The sequence below is a fragment of the Streptomyces sp. NPDC090045 genome (genome assembly GCF_044747975.1).
Lineage (GTDB): Bacteria > Actinomycetota > Actinomycetes > Streptomycetales > Streptomycetaceae > Streptomyces.
Genome location: NZ_JBIVFA010000004.1, coordinates 547,981 through 564,494, shown reverse-complemented (window position 1 = coordinate 564,494; position 16,514 = coordinate 547,981). Strand labels below are relative to the sequence as shown.

Sequence of the window (16,514 nt, the reverse complement as noted above, 5' to 3'; positions counted from 1 at the left end):
CGAATCGAGGACATGCTTCCGCTGTCCCCCCTGCAGCAGGGCATGCTGTTCCACTCGGTCTACGACGCGAGCGCGCCGGACGTGTACACGGTGCAGGTCTCCGTGTCGCTGTCCGGGCCCGTCGACGCGGACCGGCTGGAGCGGGCGGGCGCGGCCCTGCTGCGCCGCCACCCCAACCTGCGGGCCGGTTTCTGGCACGAGGGGGTGCCGCAGCCGGTGCAGTTCGTACCGGCCGAGGTGACCTTCGCGCTCGGCCGGGCGGACGTGTCCGCCGACCCGTCCGAGGCCGCGGTGCGGCGCGTGGAACGGGCCGAGCTGGACCGCCGGTTCGAGCTGCACCGGCCGCCGCTGCTGCGGCTGCTGCTGGTGCGCCGCAGTCCCGGCGACCACCTGCTGGTGGTCACCGTGCACCACATCCTGGTCGACGGCTGGTCGATGCCGCTGCTCGTCGGGGACCTCCTCGCGCTCTACGAGAGCGACGGCGACGCCTCGGCGCAGGCTCCCGTACGCCCCTACCGCGACTACCTCAAGTGGCTGAAGGCGCAGGACGTGCCGGCCGCCGAGGGCGCCTGGCGCACCGCGCTCGCCGGGCTGGACGAGGCCGTGCTGGTGGCCCCGGCCGACCCGTCCCGCACGGCCGTGCGGCCGGGCGTGCACCGGGTGGAGCTGTCGCGGGAGGCCACCGCCCGCCTGACGGCCTCCGCGCGGGCGCTGGCCACCACGCCCAGCACCGTGGTCCAGGCGGCCTGGGGGCTGCTGCTCGGCGCTCTGACGGGCCGCCGGGACGTGGTCTTCGGGCTGACGGTGGCCGGCCGGCCCGAGGAGATACCCGGTGTCGAGTCGATGGTCGGGCTGTTCATCACCACCGTCCCGGTCCGCCTCGACGCGCGGCCATGGGAGAGCGTCGCCGAGCTGCTGGGACGGTTCCGGGACGAGCAGAACGCCCTGCTGGCCCACCACCACCTGGGCCTGCGCCTGATCCAGAAGCAGGCGGGCGGCGGCGAGCTGTTCGACACCCTCGTCGTCATCGAGAACTACCCGGTGGACCCGTCCGCCCGCCCGGCCCTGTCCGACGGGGTCCGGGTGACGGGCGTCGAGGCCCGGGACGGCACCCACTATCCGCTCACCCTGTCCGTGTCCCTGGACGAGCGGGCCGAACTGGCCCTGGAGTACCGGCCGGACCTCTTCGACGCGCGGACCGTCGCCCGGATCGCGGAGCGGCTCGTCGCCCTGCTGGACCAGGTCGCGGGCGACCCGGGCACCGCGGTGGGGACGCTGGAGCTGCTGACCTCCGCCGAGCGCGCGGAGCTGCGTACCGCGGGGCGGGGCGCTGTGCGCGACGTGGCCGGTGCCACGGTCGCCGAGCGGTTCGCCGCGCAGGCCGCGGCGACCCCGGACGCCTGCGCCGTGGTCTGCGGCGCCGACCGGCTGACCTTCGCGGAGCTCGACGAGCGGGCGGACCGGCTGGCCGGGCTCCTGGCCGCCCGCGGCGCCGGTCCCGAGTCGGTCGTGGCGCTGGCCGTACCGCGCTCGGCCGAGTCGGTCGTGGCCATCCTGGCAGCCCTGCGGACGGGGGCCGCGTACCTGCCCCTGGACCTGGACTACCCGGCCGACCGGATCGCCCTGATGCTCGACGACGCGAGACCGGTGTGCGTGCTGACCACGGAGGCGGCGCTCGCGCTGCTGCCCGCGGAGGCGGCCGGCGGACCCGCGCGAATCGTCCTGGACGCACCGGCGACGACCTGCGAACCCGCCGGGCACGGGGGCGGTTTCCGGGCCCCGGCCACGGAGCCCGGCCACCCGGCCTACGTGATCTACACCTCCGGCTCCACGGGCCGCCCCAAGGGCGTCGTACTGACCCACGGCGGCCTGTCGAACCTGTACGCCAACCACATCGCGGACGTGTTCGCCCCGGCCGTCGCGGCCGCCGGCGGGCGGCGGCTGCGCGCCCTGCACACCGCCTCCTTCAGCTTCGACACCTCCTGGGAGCAGCTGTTCTGGCTGGTCTCGGGGCACGAGCTGCACGTCCTGGACGAAATCGGCCGCCGCGACGCCGAGTTCACCACTCGGTACGTCCGCGAGCACCGGATCGACGCCATGGACGTGACGCCCACCTACGCGGGCGCGCTGCTGGAGCAGGGGCTGCTGAGCCGCTCGCACCACCGGCCCGGCCTGCTGCTGCTCGGCGGCGAGGCCGTTCCCGAGGCGCTGTGGACCGAGGTCCGGGAGGCGCCCGGGGTGATGTCGGTGAACCTGTACGGGCCCACCGAGTACACGGTGGACGCCCTCGGCGCCGATCTCGCCGACTCGGCCACCCCGATCGTGGGCCGGCCCATCGGCAACACCTGCGCCCGGGTGCTGGACTCCGCGCTGCGGCCGGCGCCGGCCGGCACCACCGGTGAGCTGTACCTGGCCGGCCACGGCCTGGCCCGCGGGTACCTGGGCCGGTTCTCGCTTACGGCCGAGCGGTTCGTCGCCGACCCGTACGGTCCGCCGGGCTCGCGGATGTACCGTACGGGCGACCTCGTACGGCTGCGGGCCGACGGGCAGCTGGAGTTCCTCGGCCGCGCCGACGACCAGGTCAAGATCCGCGGCTTCCGGATCGAGCTCGGCGAGGTGGAGTCGGCGCTCGCGGCCCTGCCCGGGGTCGGTTCCGCCGCCGTGGTGGTCCGCGAGGACACCCCCGGGGTCAAGCGGCTGATCGCCTACGTCACCGGCTCCGCCGACGGGGCGCGGGTCCGGGAGCGGTTGGCCTCGTCCCTGCCCGACCACATGGTCCCGGCGGCGGTGGTGGTCCTGGAGTCGCTGCCGACGAACGTGAGCGGCAAGCTGGACCGGGCCGCGCTGCCGGCGCCCGAGTTCGGCGCGGCAGCGTCCTCACGGCCGCCGCGCGACGCCCGCGAGGAGGCGCTGTGCGCCGTCTTCGCCGAGGTGCTGGGGCTCGCCACGGCCGGGATCGACGACGACTTCTTCGCGCTGGGCGGTGACAGCATCGTCTCCATCCAGCTGGTGACCCGGGCGCGCAAGGCGGGCCTCGTCCTCACCCCGCGCGACGTCTTCGAGCAGCGGACGGTGGAGCGGATGGCCGCCGCGGCCGGCAACGCCGTGGACCAGGACGGCGGGTACCTGGCCTCGGCCGGACCGCTCCTCACCCTCGACGCCGGCCAGGAGTCCGCGCTGGCCGCGGTCTTCCCGGACCGGGAGGAGGTGCTGCCGCTCGCACCGCTGCAGGAGGGCCTGTACTTCCACGCCGTCTACGACGACCGGGCCCTCGACGTCTACCTGATGCAGAACTTCGTCGAGCTGCTGCACGCGGTCGACGGGCCCGCCCTGCGCTCGGCCTTCGACACCCTGCTGCGCCGCCACCCGAACCTGCGGTCCGGTTTCTGGCACGAGGGCCTGGCGGGCCCGGTGCAGGTGGTGCCGGGCGCGTGGGAGCTGCCCTGGCGGGAGATCGACCTCAGCCACCTCGACCGGGCGGCGCAGGACGAGGCGCTGCGGGAGTTCTCGCTCGCCGACGCGGCGACCCGCTTCGACCTCGCGGCCCCGCCGCTGCTGCGCGTCGCCCTGATCCGCTTCTCGGCGGAGCGCTGGATGCTGTGCGTGACGCAGCACCACATCCTCACCGACGGCTGGTCGGAGTCGCTGTTCTTCGAGGAGCTGTTCGCCCTGTACGGGCGCGGCGGCGCCGCCGACGACACCCTGCCGCCCGTCACCCCCTACCGGGACTACCTGCGCTGGCTGTCCGCCGTGGACCGGGAGGCGGCCGAGCGGGCGTGGCGGTCCCACCTCTCGGGGCTGGACCAGGCCACCCTCGTGGCCCGGGCCGACCCGGCCTGCCGGCCGGTGACCGCGGAGGTCGTGGACCTGTCCCTGGGCGAGGAGACCAGCGACCGGCTGCGGGCCTTCGCGCGCGGCTGCGGGATCACCCTCAACACCGTGCTCAGCACGGCGTGGGCGATGACGCTGGCCGGGATGACCGGCCGTGACGACGTGGTGTTCGGCGCCACGGTCTCCGGCCGTCCCGCGGACCTCGCCGGGGTCGACCAGATGATCGGCATGTTCATGAACACGCTGCCGTTCCGGGTCACCCTGCGCCCCGACGAGCCGTTGCGCGACCTGATGGTGCGGGTCCAGGGCGAGCACGCGGCGCTGCTCCCGCACCACTACGTGGGGCTCGGCCCGATCCAGCGGCTGACCGGCCTCGGGCAGCTCTTCGACACGCTGTACGTGTTCCGCAACACGCCCCTGAACGACGCCGCCCGCGAGGAGGCGGTGGCGGCCCACGCCATCGGCTGGACGCACAGCGTCGACGGCACCCACTACCCGCTGACCCTCGCCGTCACCCCCGGCCCGGCCCTGGAGCTGAGCCTGGGCTACCGGCCCGACCTCTACGACGAGGCGACCGCCCGGAACCTGGCGGGCCGGCTCGCGCTGCTGGTGGAGCAGCTCGCCGACGGCGGGGCGGTCCCGGTGGGCCGGCTGGCCACCCTGGCCGCCGGGGAGCGGGCGCACCTGCTCGCCACGGGCGACGACATGGGCCACCCGGTCCCGGACACCACGGTGATCGACCTGTTCGCCGAGCAGGCCGCCCGGACGCCCGGGAAGACCGCGCTGGTCTTCGAGGACCAGCGGCTCAGCTACGCCGAGCTCGACGCCCGCGCCAACCGGCTGGCCCGTGCCCTGGTGGCGCGGGGCGCGGGGCCGGAGGCCGTGGTGGCCCTGGGGCTGCCCCGGTCGGCGGACTTCGTGGTCGCGCTGTTCGCCGTACTGAAGACGGGCGCGGCCTATCTGCCGCTGGACCTGGACCACCCGGTGGACCGGCTCGGCGCGATGGTGGCGGACGCCGGTCCGCTGTGCCTGGTCACGACGGCTCCGGTGACGGACCGGGTACCGGTGGTGGAGGGGGTGCCGGCGCTGCTGCTGGACGATCCGGCGGTCCGGGCCGAACTGGCCGCGCGGGCCGACGGTCCGCTGGCGGAGTCGGAGCTGACGGGTGCACGGGACGGCCGGCACCCGGCGTACATCATCTACACGTCCGGATCCACGGGCCGGCCCAAGGGCGTGGTGGTCCCCTACTCGGGCCTGACGAACATGCTCCTCAACCACCGGGAGCGGATCTTCGCGCCGGCGGTGGCCCTGGCGGGCGGGCGCCGAATGAGGGTGGCACACACCGTGTCCTTCGCCTTCGACATGTCGTGGGAGGAGTTCTTCTGGCTGGTGGACGGGCACGAGGTGCACGTCATCGGCGAGCGGCTGCGCCTGGATCCGGCGGCCCTGACCGCGCACTACGACCGCGTGGGCATCGACGTCGTGAACGTGACGCCCTCCTACGGGCTCCAGTTGGTCGAGGCGGGCCTGCTCGACGCGGACCGGCACCGGCCCGCGCTGTTCCTGCTGGGCGGCGAGGCGGTGCCGGACGGCCTCTGGGAGCTGCTGAAGCGGACCGAGGGCACGATGGGCTACAACCTGTACGGCCCGACCGAGTACACGATCAACGCGCTGGGCGCCGACGTGGACGACAGCATCAGCTCCTGCGTCGGCCGGCCGATCTTCAACACCCGGGCCTACGTGCTCGACAGCGCGCTGCGGCCGGTCCCGGCGGGTGTGGCCGGCGAGCTGTACCTCGCGGGGGCGGGCCTGGCCCGCGGCTACTTCGGGCGGCCGGCGCTGACCGCGGAGCGTTTCGTCGCGGACCCGTTCGGCGCGCCGGGCACGCTGATGTACCGGACGGGCGACCTGGTGCGCTGGCGCGGGGACGCGCAGATCGACTACCTCGGGCGTGCGGACGACCAGGTCAAGATCCGCGGGTTCCGCATCGAGCTGGGCGAGATCGAGTCGGTCGTCGCGGCCGAACCCGGGATCGCGGCGGCGGCCGTGGTCGTCCACACCGGGCCGACCGGTGTGAAGCGGCTGGTGGCCTACACGGTGGCATCGGCCTCGGACGTGCCCGAACCGGCCGCCCTGCGGGCCCGGTTGTCCGCCGCGCTGCCGGAGTACATGGTCCCGTCGGCGTTCGTGGAGCTGTCGGCGCTGCCGCTGACGGTGAACGGCAAGGTGGACCGTGCCGCGCTGCCCCGGCCCGACTTCGGGGACGCGGGCGGCGGCCGGGCCCCGAAGGACGCCCGCGAGGAGCTGCTGTGCGGCATCTTCGCGGACGTGCTGGGGCTGGAGCGGGTCGGGGCCGAGGACAACTTCTTCGAGCTCGGCGGCCATTCGCTGCTGGCGATGCGGCTGGTCGGCCGGATCCGCGAGGAGCTCGGCACGCCGCTCCAGGTCGCGACGGTGATGACGGCGCCGACGGTGGCCGACCTCGCCGCCCGGATCGGGTCGGACGCCCGCCGGGACGCGCTGCGGGTGCTGATGCCGCTGCGCGAACGGGGCACGGCGGCGCCGCTGTTCTGCTTCCACCCGGCGTCGGGCTTCGCCTGGCAGTACACGGGTCTGCTGAGCCACCTGGGCCCCGACCGGCCGGTGTACGGGCTCCAGTCGCCCGGACTGGCGGGCGCGCAGCCCGAGGTGGACGACGTCGCCGCCCTGGCGGAGCTCTACCTCGCGGAGATCCGTACGGTGCAGCCGCAGGGCCCGTACCACTTCGTCGGCTACTCCTTCGGCGGGACCGTGGCCCAGACGCTGGCGGCGCTGCTGCAGGAGCGCGGCGAGGAGGTCGCCTTCCTGGGCCTGCTGGACGCGTATCCGCCGGAGATCGAGGACTGGTCGTACATCGACGCCCCGGACTGGCGCGAGCGGCTGGAGCGCGAGGAGAGCGGCTTCCTCCTGTCGGTGGCCGGGCTGAACGGGCCGGCGGACGGTGCTCCGGTGGACCGGGCGGAGGCGGTCGGCGCCATCCGCGACAGCCAGGGCCTGCTGGCCGGCTTCGACGAGGCGCTGCTGGGGGCGATCGTCGACACGAACGTGCACTGCGTCCGGCTGCTGTCGCGGAGCCGCACCCGCCGCTACCGCGGTGACGTGCTGTTCTTCACCGCGTCCCGGTCCACGCCGGCGGACGAGGCACCGGGGCTGGTCTGGCCCGCGTACCTGGACGGCCGGATCGAGGAGCACGTCCTGGACTGCTCGCACGACGAGCTGATGTCCCCCGGCGTCATGGCGGAGATCGGCCCGCTGCTGGCCCGTGCCCTGCAGTCCGCCACGCCGGCCGCCCGGGCCTGACCGACCCCTCCCCGGGGGTGGGTGGGGGCGCTCCGGCGCCCCCACCCACACACCCCGCCCCTTCACGGAAGAGAGACCGCCATCATGACCACCGCCCCCGGGCCCCGCATCGACGTCGTCTACCACGACATCACCGTCCGCATCCTGGAGGTGCTGCGCGTGCGCCGGGTGACGCCGCGGATGGTCCGCGTCACCCTCGGCGGGCCGGAGCTCGAAGGCTTCGTCGACCGCTCCCCCGCCGATCACGTCAAGGTGTTCTTCCCCGAGCCGGGCGCCGAACTGCCCGTACTGCCGCGGGTGGCGGACGACGGCGACGGACTGGATTTCCCGACCCGGGCGCCGTTCCCGGTCTCCCGCGACTACACCACCCGCCGCTTCGACCCCGTGGCCGGCGAGCTGGACCTGGACTTCGTGCTGCACGGCCGCGGCGTGGCCGCGCGCTGGGCGGAGCGTGCGGAGCCGGGGATGCGGCTGGGGGTGGCCGGTCCGCGCGGTTCGATCGTGGTGCCGTGGGAGTTCGACTGGTACCTGTTCGCGGGTGACGAGACGGCCCTGCCGGCCATCGCGCGGATGCTGGAGGACCTGCCGGAGGGAGTCCCGGTGAAGGTCTTCCTCCTCGTCGACGACGCGGGCGAGGAGGAGGAGATCCCGACCCGGGCGGACGCCGAGATCGTCTGGCTGCACCGCGGCGGGCTGGCGCACGGCGAGGGCGACTTCCTGGAGAAGGCGGTCCGGGGCGTGGAGTTCCTGCCGGGCCTGCCCTTCGTGTGGGTCGCGGGCGAGGCCGGGGAGCTCAAGCCGGTCCGCCGTTACCTGCACCGGGAACTGCGCCTGAACCGGGACTACACGGACGTGGACGGCTTCTGGAAGCGCGGCGTCGTCAACCTCGACCACCACGAACCGCAGGACGAGGACGACGAGGACAACGTGCCTGCCGGGTAACCCCGTTCAGGATTTAATTAGGTTAGGCTTACCTAAGGGAAAGGGGGAAGCGTGTCCGACCACCATGCGTCCGGCTTCGCCGGCAGAGTCGCGCTGGTCACCGGCGCGGGCCAGGGCATCGGAGAGGCCGTGGTCCGTGCGCTGTACCGCCTCGGCGCCACCGTCGCCGCCACCGACGTGTCGGTGCCGGCCGTCACCGCACTGGCCGCGGAGCTTGACCCGGCCGGATCCGGACAGCGGCCGGCCGCCGAACACCTCGCGGGCTCGGGCGCCGTCCGCGCCTACGGGCTCGACGTCACCGACCCCGCGGCCGTCGACCGGACCGTCGCACGGATCGGCCGGGAGCTCGGGCCGGTCGACATCCTGGTGAACGTGGCCGGGATCCTGCGGTCGGGCCCGGTCGCCGAGCTCACCGACGAGGACTGGGCGGCCACCTTCGCCGTCAACGTCCAGGGCGTCTTCTTCACCTCCCGCGCCGTGGTCCCCGGCATGGCGGCCCGCGGCTCCGGCAGCGTGGTCACCGTCGCCTCGAACGCCGCCGGCATCCCGCGCACCGGCATGTCCGCGTACGCCGCCTCGAAGGCCGCGGCCGTCATGTTCACCAAGTGCCTGGGCCTGGAGTACGCCCGCAGCGGCGTGCGCTGCAACATCGTGGCACCGGGCTCCACGGACACCCCCATGCAATGGGGGCTCTGGAACGGCCCCGAGGCGCCCGGCCGGGTGCTGGACGGGGACCTCGAAAGCTACCGGACCGGGATTCCCCTGGGCAGGATCGCCGACCCGCGGGACATCGCGGACGCCGTCGTCTTCCTGGCCTCGGACCAGGCCCGCCACATCACCATGCAGGACCTCTACGTGGACGGCGGGGCCACGCTGCGCTGACCTGCGCCGGCCCCCGCCCTCCCCTCACTCCGTACGCGCGCCACGCGCCACCCGCAGCCGGGCACCGTCCGGCCGCCCCCGCCTGCCCGCCCCTGCCCCCACCCCTGAAGAGGAGTCACCGTGCCGACGGTCCACCAAGTCGCCACGCCCCCCGCACCGGCCGATCCGGTGCACCCCTCCGTAGGCGCCGCCACCGTCCTGCTCGACGCCTACCAGACGGGCTCGCACTTCCTCGCGACCCCCACCCGGACGCTGCTGGCCCAGGGCATCCGCCAGGAGGTCGCGCACTCCGCCGAACCCCTCCCGGAGCGCGTCGCCAAGGCCCTGGCCGAGGCCCGGCGGGCCGGGCACCCCTGGCCGATGGTGATCGGCGCGATCCCCTTCGCCCCGGACGCCCCCGCCGCCCTGGTCGTCCCCGAATCGCTGCGCAGCGGTCCGCCGCTCGCCTCGGACCCGCTGATCGCCCTGCCCTCGGCCGGGCTCGCGCCTACCGACTGGGCCATCGCCTCCGTCCCCGAACCCGACGTCTACGCCAAGGGCGTGGCCTCGGCCGTGGACCGGATGTGGAAGGGCGAGTTCAGCAAGGTCGTGCTGGCCCGGACGCTCGAACTCTCCTCCGACAGACCGCTGGACATCCCCGCCATGCTCCAGCGGCTCGCCCGCAGGGACCCCTCCGGCTACACCTTCGCGCTCCCCACCGGGCCCGGCCGCAACCTGCTCGGCGCCAGCCCCGAGCTGCTGGTGTCCCGCCGGGGCGACCGGCTCATGTCCAACCCGCTGGCCGGATCGACCCCGCGCAGCGCGGACCTCGCCGAGGACGTCCGCCGGGCCGCCGCCCTGCTCCAGTCCGCCAAGGACCAGCACGAACACGCCGTCGTCGTCGACGCTGTGCACCAGGCCATGGCCCCGTACTGCGTCTCCCTCGACGTCCCGGAGCGGCCCACCCTGCTCCGTACGGCGACCATGTGGCACCTGTCCACCACCGTGACCGGAGTGCTCGCACGGCCCGACGTGTCGGCCCTGGAGATCGCCTCCAGCCTGCATCCGACCCCGGCCGTCTGCGGCAGCCCCACCGACGTGGCCCGCCGGGTGATCGGCGAGACCGAACCCTTCGACCGCGGCTTCTTCACCGGGATGATCGGCTGGGAGGACGCCACCGGCGACGGCGAGTGGGTCGTCACCATCCGCTGCGCCGAGGCCGAGGAGAACCGGCTGCGCCTGTACGCCGGGGCGGGGATCGTCTCCGCGTCCGAGCCCGACGCCGAAACCGCCGAGACCGCCGCGAAGTTCCGTACCTTCCTCGAGGCCGTCGGAGCCCGGCTGTGACCGGCTCCGCGCCCGCCTGGCACCCCTGGCCGGCCGAGTTCGCCGAGCGCTACCGGGCGGCCGGCTGGTGGAGGGGCGAGACCTTCGGCTCGGTGCTGCGGGAGCGGGCCGCGGCCCATCCCGACCGGACCGCCCTCGTGGATCCGGCCGGCGGGGCCGACGGCGGCCGCCGCACCTGGACCTACGCCGAACTCGACGCGCGGGCCGACCGGATGGCCGCCGGCCTCGTAGCCCGCGGCATCGGCCCAGGCGACAGGGTGGTCGTCCAGCTCCCGAACACGGCCGAGTTCTTCGAGGTCGTCTTCGCGCTGTTCCGGATCGGCGCCCTGCCCGTCTTCGCCCTCCCGGCCCACCGGCGCACCGAGATCTCCTACTTCTGCTCCTTCACCGGGGCGGCCGCCTACGTGATCCCCGCGGTGCACGGCGGCCACGACCACCGCGAACTCGCCGCAGAAGTCCGCGCCGAAGTCCCGGGCCTGCGCGAGGTGTTCGTCGCGCACGGCGATCCGGGCGAGTTCACCGCGCTCGCCGACGTGCCGGTCGACGTGCCGGACGGAGGGCTCGGTGACGGGCCCGCCCCGCACGACCTCGCCTTCCTCCAGCTCTCCGGCGGCAGCACGGGCGTGCCCAAACTGATCCCGCGCACCCACGACGACTACATCTACTCGCTCCGGGGCTCGAACGAGATCTGCGGCGTGGACGCGGACTCGGTCTACCTGGTGGCCCTGCCCGCCGCCCACAACTTCCCGCTGTCCTCGCCCGGTTCGCTCGGCGCCCTGTACGCGGGAGGCCGGGTGGTGCTGTGTCCGCAGCCGGCGCCCGACGTGGCCTTCCCCCTGATCGAGTCCGAGGGCGTGACGATCACCGGTCTCGTGCCGCCGCTGGCCCTGCTGTGGACCGACGCCGCCGCGCACACCGACCGGGACCTGAGCAGCCTGGATGTCCTGTTGGTGGGCGGTGCGAAGTTCAGCGAGGAGGCCGCCCGGCGGGTCCGGCCGCGGCTGGGCTGCACGCTGCAGCAGGTCTTCGGGATGGCGGAGGGGCTGGTGAACTACACCCGCCTCGACGATCCCGAGGAGACCGTCGTCACGACGCAGGGCCGGCCCATCTCCCCCGACGACGAGATCCGGATCGTCGACGACGAGGACCGTGAGGTGCCCGAGGGCGAGCCCGGTCATCTGCTCACCCGCGGCCCGTACACGATCCGCGGGTACTGGAACGCACCCGAGCACAACGCCCGGTCGTTCACCGCGGACGGCTTCTACCGGACCGGGGACATCGTCCGGACGACTCCCACCGGACACCTGGTCGTCGAGGGACGCGCCAAGGACCAGATCAACCGGGGAGGCGAGAAGATCGCCGCCGAGGAGGTGGAGAACCACATCCTGGCGCATCCCGCCGTCCACGACGCCAACGTGGTCGGGGAACCGGACCCCTACCTCGGCGAGCGCACCTGTGCCTACGTGATCCTGCGCGAGGGCGCCGAAGCGCCGCGCCCCGCCGAGGTGAAGAAGTTCGTACGGGAACGCGGCCTGGCCGCGTACAAGGTGCCCGACCGGGTGGAGTTCGTCTCCGCCTTCCCGAAGACCGGCGTCGGCAAGGTCTCGAAACGGGACCTGCGCACGGCGGCCGTCGGGCCGCTCCCCCGGCCCGCCGCACCCGCCGCCGTCCCCGCCCCTCCCCACCAGCACTGAACGGAAGAACCCATGGCCCTGCCCGCCATCGCCCCCTACCCGCTGCCGACCGCCGACGAGCTGCCGGCCAACCGCGTCGACTGGACGGTGGACCCGGACCGCGCGGTCCTGCTCGTCCACGATCTGCAGAACTACTTCCTGTCCGCCTTCGACACGGACGCACAGCCCGTCACCGGCATGCTCCAGCAGGTCGCGCGCCTGAAGAAGGAGGCGGGCCGGGCCGGCGTACCCGTCCTCTACACCGCGCAGCCCGGCGGCCAGACCCCGGCCGAGCGCGGCCTCCAGCAGGACTTCTGGGGACCCGGCCTGCCCGCCGACCCGGAGGCGGCCGCGATACCCGCGGCCGTCGCGCCCGGCCCGGGCGACACGGTGCTCACCAAGTGGAAGTACAGCGCCTTCGTACGGACCGACCTCGCCGAGCGGCTGCGCGCGACGGGCCGGGACCAGCTCGTGATCACCGGCGTGTACGCGCACATCGGCGTGCTGATGACGGCGTGCGACGCCTGGATGCAGGACGTCCAGGCCTTCGTCGTCGCGGACGCCGTGGCCGACTTCTCCGCCCGCGAGCACCGGATGGCCCTGGAGTGGGCCGCCGGCCGCTGCGCCGTGGTCACCACGGCCGACCGGGTGTGCGCACAACTGTGAGACCGGCGCCGCGTCGCTCTTGCAGCCGCGGACGGCCTGGACGGCGGCCGTCCGCGGCTGCCGTCCAGGCCGCCCCTTCCGGAGCCACCGGACGACGGGACTTCGGCTCAGCGCCCGGACGGGGCGGCGGCGGCCACCGGCTGGTCGGTGTCGCCGTGCCAGGTGGGCCAGCCCAGGAGGCGGGGGCGTTCGGTGACCCATGCGTGGGTGTCGGCGCCGATCTCGGCGCTGATGAGGTCTTCGAGCAGGGTGTTGTAGCGCGCGACGAGGTCGCGGTGGGCCGGGTCGGCGGCGAGGTTGCGCGTCTCGTGCGGGTCCTCGGAGCGGTCGTAGAGGACCACGTCGTTCTGGGCGTACAGGTCCTCGGGGCCGGTGGGCCGATTGGGGTTGAGCGGGGAGAAGTAGCGGCCGAAGGTGTAGCGGCTGTCGGTGTAGCCGCGCAGGAACCCGCGCTTGCTCCAGTCCGGGCGGAGGTCGCCGGACTGGATCCGCCCGGGTGCTTCGGGGTCGGCGAACTCGAACCAGAAGGAGGCGTCCAGGGCCGTGACCGACTCGACGGCGGTGAGGACGCCGTCACGGATGGTGCCGCCGTTCAGGGCGGGGGTCATCGAACGGCCCTTGAGTGCGGGGTAGCGGGTGGCGGCCTCGGCCGGGCCGACGCCGGCGAACTCGAGCAGGGTCGGGGCGATGTCGACGGCCGAGGCGAGGGCCTCGATGCGCGCTCCGTGGGGGAAGTCGGGGTGGCTGAGGATGAACGGGACGTGGAAGTTCTCGTCGTAGACGAGGGCGCCCTTCTGGCGCAGGCCGTGCGAGCCGGCCATCTCCCCGTGGTCGGAGGTGAAGACCACGACGGTGTGGTCGGCCTGCCCGGAGGCCTCCAGGGCGTCGAGGACGAGGTCGATGCTGCGGTCCACGTCGCGGACGGCGTTGAGGTAGAAGTTCAGGCCGTCGTGCCAGTGCCGGTCGTCGGCGACGGGGCCGAAGATGGTGTCGAGCATCCGTGCGAACTCGGCCACGGCCGGTGCCGCCCCGGACAGGTCGTCGTGAAGGCTGGCGGGCAGGTCGAGGTCCCACCGGCGCTGGTAGACCGGAACGTTGGCGGCCGCCTTGGCCACGACGGCGTGGGCGAGGCCGAACGGGAGTTGCACCTGAGACGAGCCGCCGTAGTCGAAGCTCATGATGTCGTGCGGGTTGACGAAGTTGACCGCCATGAACCAGGGCTGGTCGGCTTCCACGACCGGGGCCCGGTTGCGCAGCCAGCGCACGGCCTGGCCGGCGATCACCGGGTCGAGCTTGAGCCCGGCCCAGGCACCGCCGTCGATGTCGCCCCAGTCGTTGAACTCGCTGAACCCGTAGGGCTCCAGCGCGTTCGTGGTGGGGCCGGGGTTCTGGGGGGTGACGTAGGCGTTGGAGAGGTGCCACTTGCCCTGGTAGGTGCAGTAGTAGCCGGCCTCGCGGAGCATCGTGCCGAGGGTGCCCAGTCGCGGGTCGAGCGGGCGGATGTACGGCATGTTGTCGTTGTCGTAGATCTCGGTGAGCGGCAGGTGCTGGCCGGTGTAGATGACGGACCGGGCGGAGCTGCACATGGCCGAGGCGGTGTAGTACCGCTCGAAGGTGGTGCCCCGCTCGGCGATCCGCTCCCGGGCGGGCAGCGAGAAGCCCTGCGGACGGGGAAGCACCGCGCGTTCCTCGTCGGTGACGATCATCAGGATGTTCGGACGGCGTGTCATGGCCCTCAGTCCTTCGAGGTGATCCAGGCCCGGCCCGCGTGTGACGCAAGAGGGCACGGGCACCCGGCGGTGCGTTCGGGCTGAATCTAGATCTGCGGCCACATGAAGCATGCGAGGACGCGGCCGGCCTCGGCCGTCCGGGTGATCCCGGCGAAGGGCCCTAGGCGGAGCGGTCCAGCGAGTTCTTCACGTACGCGCCCGGCGTCTGCCCGAAGTGGCGGCGGAAGGCCAGGATGTAGCCGTTGGTGCTGACGAACCCCACCCGGGCGGCGACCGCGCTGACCAACTGGCCCTGTTCCAGCAGGCTCAGGGAGTGGTTGAGCCGGAGCCGGGTGCGCCATTCGGAGAAGGCCATGCCCGTCTCGGCGCGGAAGGCCCGGCGCAGGCTGGTCGAACTCGTGTAGAGGTTCTCCGCCCACTCCGTGGCCGTGCGCGGGTCGCTCGGGGTCCGGGCCAGCTCCCGTGCCACGGCGCCCGCGGTGTGGCTGGTGGGCTGGGGCAGGGGCAGGCAGTTGCGGTGCCCGGCGGACAGCGCGGCGAAGACCCGGGGGTCGTCGGCCTCGGCCACGGTGCTGCGCATCCGGCCGAGGACCAGGCGGCGCTGGGCGCCGGTGATGTTGATCGTCGTGACGTCCCGGTACGGCAGTTCGAACAGATCCGCGTCGAAGGACTCGACGGCGATGACGGAGTCGGCCCCGAACCGTGCGCTGTGCGCGATGCCGGCCGGGATCCACAGGGCCAGCGAGGCGGAGAGTTCGTAGTCCCGGCCGAGGGCGGTGACCACGATCCGGCCGACCGGCACGTGCAGGAACTGGTGGAACTCGTGTACGTGCAGGGGGTGTCCGCCCTCGGCGATGAAATCGTCGTCGGTCGCGAGCACGGAGTCCGCCCGGATCTCCTCCTCGCGCACGCTGCGCAGTCCCGTCTCGGCCACAACATCCTCCCCGTACCGCAGAGGCCGTGTTCTTGACCTCTGATTGTGAGCGGTTCGCCTCCGGCATTGGACCGGACCCCGCTTTGGTAAGGCTAGCCTAACTTCGAGCTTGAGCAGGTGAGGAGCACCCCAACACCCATGAAGCAATCGGCTTCGCCGGCGCCGCCGCCGGCCCCACCACTTCCGAGGCCCCGTTCCTCGCGCGCAACGGTGATCGTGGTGCTCGCCGGCCTGATCCTGGCCGCCGTGACCATCGCGAGCATCGGCCTCGGCGCCCGTGACATCTCACCGCTCGAAGTGGTCCGGATCGTGCTCCACCCGGGCGCGGAGGGCTACAACAGCGACGTCCTGTGGACGGAGCGGATACCCCGCACCTTCCTCGGCCTCGCGGTCGGCGCCGCACTGGGCGCGTCCGGGCTCATCATGCAGGCGCTGACGATGAACCCGCTGTCCGAACCGGGCATCCTGGGCGTGCAGCAGGGTGCGGCGATGTTCGTCGTACTCGGCATCCTCTTCCTCGAAGTGTCCAGTGTGCAGGGCTACTTCTGGATGGCACTGACCGGTTCGGCGGTGACCGCCGTCCTCGTCTACCTGATCGGGACCCGCACCAACGCGGGCAGCAGCACCATCGGTCTCGTCCTCGCGGGCGTCGCCGTCGCCGCGGTGATGTCCTCGCTCATCACCCTGCTCGTCGTGCGCGACGAGGCCGTCTACGCCCACCTGCGCTTCTGGTCGGTGGGCCAGCTCACCGGCCGGGGCCAGTTCCTGGGCCAGATCACCCCGTTCGCGATCGTGGGGCTGCTGCTGGCACTGCCGCTGGGCCGCACCCTGAACCTGCTGAGCCTCGGCGACGAGACCGCCCGCGGCCTCGGCATCCGGGTGGAGCGGGCCCGGCTCGCGAGCGCGGCCGTGGCGGTCCTGCTGTGCGCCGCCGCCACCGCGGCCGTGGGGCCGGTGGCCTTCGTCGGGCTGGTCGCCGCGCACTGCGCCCGGATGCTCGTGGGCGCGGACCACCGCTGGTCCCTCCCCCTCTCCATGGTGTGCGGAGCCGTCCTGCTCGTCGGCGCCGACACCGCGGGACGGCTGGTGATCGACCACGGCGAGATCCAGGTGTCGGTGATGACCGCCCTGGTCGGCACCCCCTTCTTCGTGTGGCTCGCGCGCCGCCGCGACCTGGTCCGGATGTGAGTG

The 16,514-nt window shown here is 73.5% G+C and carries 9 protein-coding genes; 7 read left to right on the top strand and 2 right to left on the bottom strand.

Annotated features, from left to right (window positions below):
* The first annotated feature begins 12 nt into the window (after positions 1-12).
* From ACIPYQ_RS14845 to ACIPYQ_RS14820, 6 genes are all read left to right on the top strand, one after another.
* Positions 13-7,170 carry an amino acid adenylation domain-containing protein gene (locus ACIPYQ_RS14845; protein WP_401250887.1) on the top strand — a complete coding sequence of 2,386 codons (7,158 nt, stop codon included), beginning with the start codon at positions 13-15 and terminating at the stop codon, positions 7,168-7,170.
* Between the two features lie 84 nt (positions 7,171-7,254).
* A complete protein-coding gene (locus ACIPYQ_RS14840) occupies positions 7,255-8,112 on the top strand; it encodes a siderophore-interacting protein (RefSeq protein ID WP_401250570.1) in 858 nt (285 codons plus the stop codon).
* Positions 8,113-8,163: 51 nt separating this feature from the next.
* Positions 8,164-8,994 carry a 2,3-dihydro-2,3-dihydroxybenzoate dehydrogenase gene (locus ACIPYQ_RS14835; RefSeq protein ID WP_401250568.1) on the top strand — a complete coding sequence of 277 codons (831 nt, stop codon included), beginning with the start codon at positions 8,164-8,166 and terminating at the stop codon, positions 8,992-8,994.
* 120 nt (positions 8,995-9,114) lie between these two features.
* A complete protein-coding gene (dhbC, locus tag ACIPYQ_RS14830; RefSeq protein ID WP_401250565.1) occupies positions 9,115-10,320 on the top strand; it encodes an isochorismate synthase DhbC in 1,206 nt (401 codons plus the stop codon).
* Positions 10,317-12,014: a (2,3-dihydroxybenzoyl)adenylate synthase gene (locus ACIPYQ_RS14825; protein ID WP_401250562.1), complete on the top strand. Its 1,698-nt coding sequence runs from the start codon at positions 10,317-10,319 to the stop codon at positions 12,012-12,014. Before dhbC ends, ACIPYQ_RS14825 begins: the two co-directional genes overlap by 4 nt.
* A 12-nt stretch (positions 12,015-12,026) precedes the next feature.
* Positions 12,027-12,659 (top strand): isochorismatase family protein, encoded by a 633-nt coding sequence (locus tag ACIPYQ_RS14820; RefSeq protein WP_401250559.1) that lies wholly within the window; start codon positions 12,027-12,029, stop codon positions 12,657-12,659.
* Between the two features lie 107 nt (positions 12,660-12,766).
* Here ACIPYQ_RS14820 and ACIPYQ_RS14815 read toward each other — a convergent pair whose 3' ends face one another.
* Positions 12,767-14,389 carry a sulfatase-like hydrolase/transferase gene (locus ACIPYQ_RS14815; protein WP_401250556.1) on the bottom strand — a complete coding sequence of 541 codons (1,623 nt, stop codon included), beginning with the start codon at positions 14,387-14,389 and terminating at the stop codon, positions 12,767-12,769.
* 160 nt (positions 14,390-14,549) lie between these two features.
* Positions 14,550-15,323 carry an AraC family transcriptional regulator gene (locus ACIPYQ_RS14810; RefSeq protein WP_401250554.1) on the bottom strand — a complete coding sequence of 258 codons (774 nt, stop codon included), beginning with the start codon at positions 15,321-15,323 and terminating at the stop codon, positions 14,550-14,552.
* A 219-nt stretch (positions 15,324-15,542) separates the two neighbouring features.
* Here ACIPYQ_RS14810 and ACIPYQ_RS14805 point away from each other — a divergent pair, with 219 nt between their 5' ends.
* Positions 15,543-16,511, top strand: coding sequence for a FecCD family ABC transporter permease (locus ACIPYQ_RS14805; protein WP_401250551.1), 969 nt, complete (start codon positions 15,543-15,545; stop codon positions 16,509-16,511).
* Positions 16,512-16,514 lie beyond the last annotated feature (3 nt).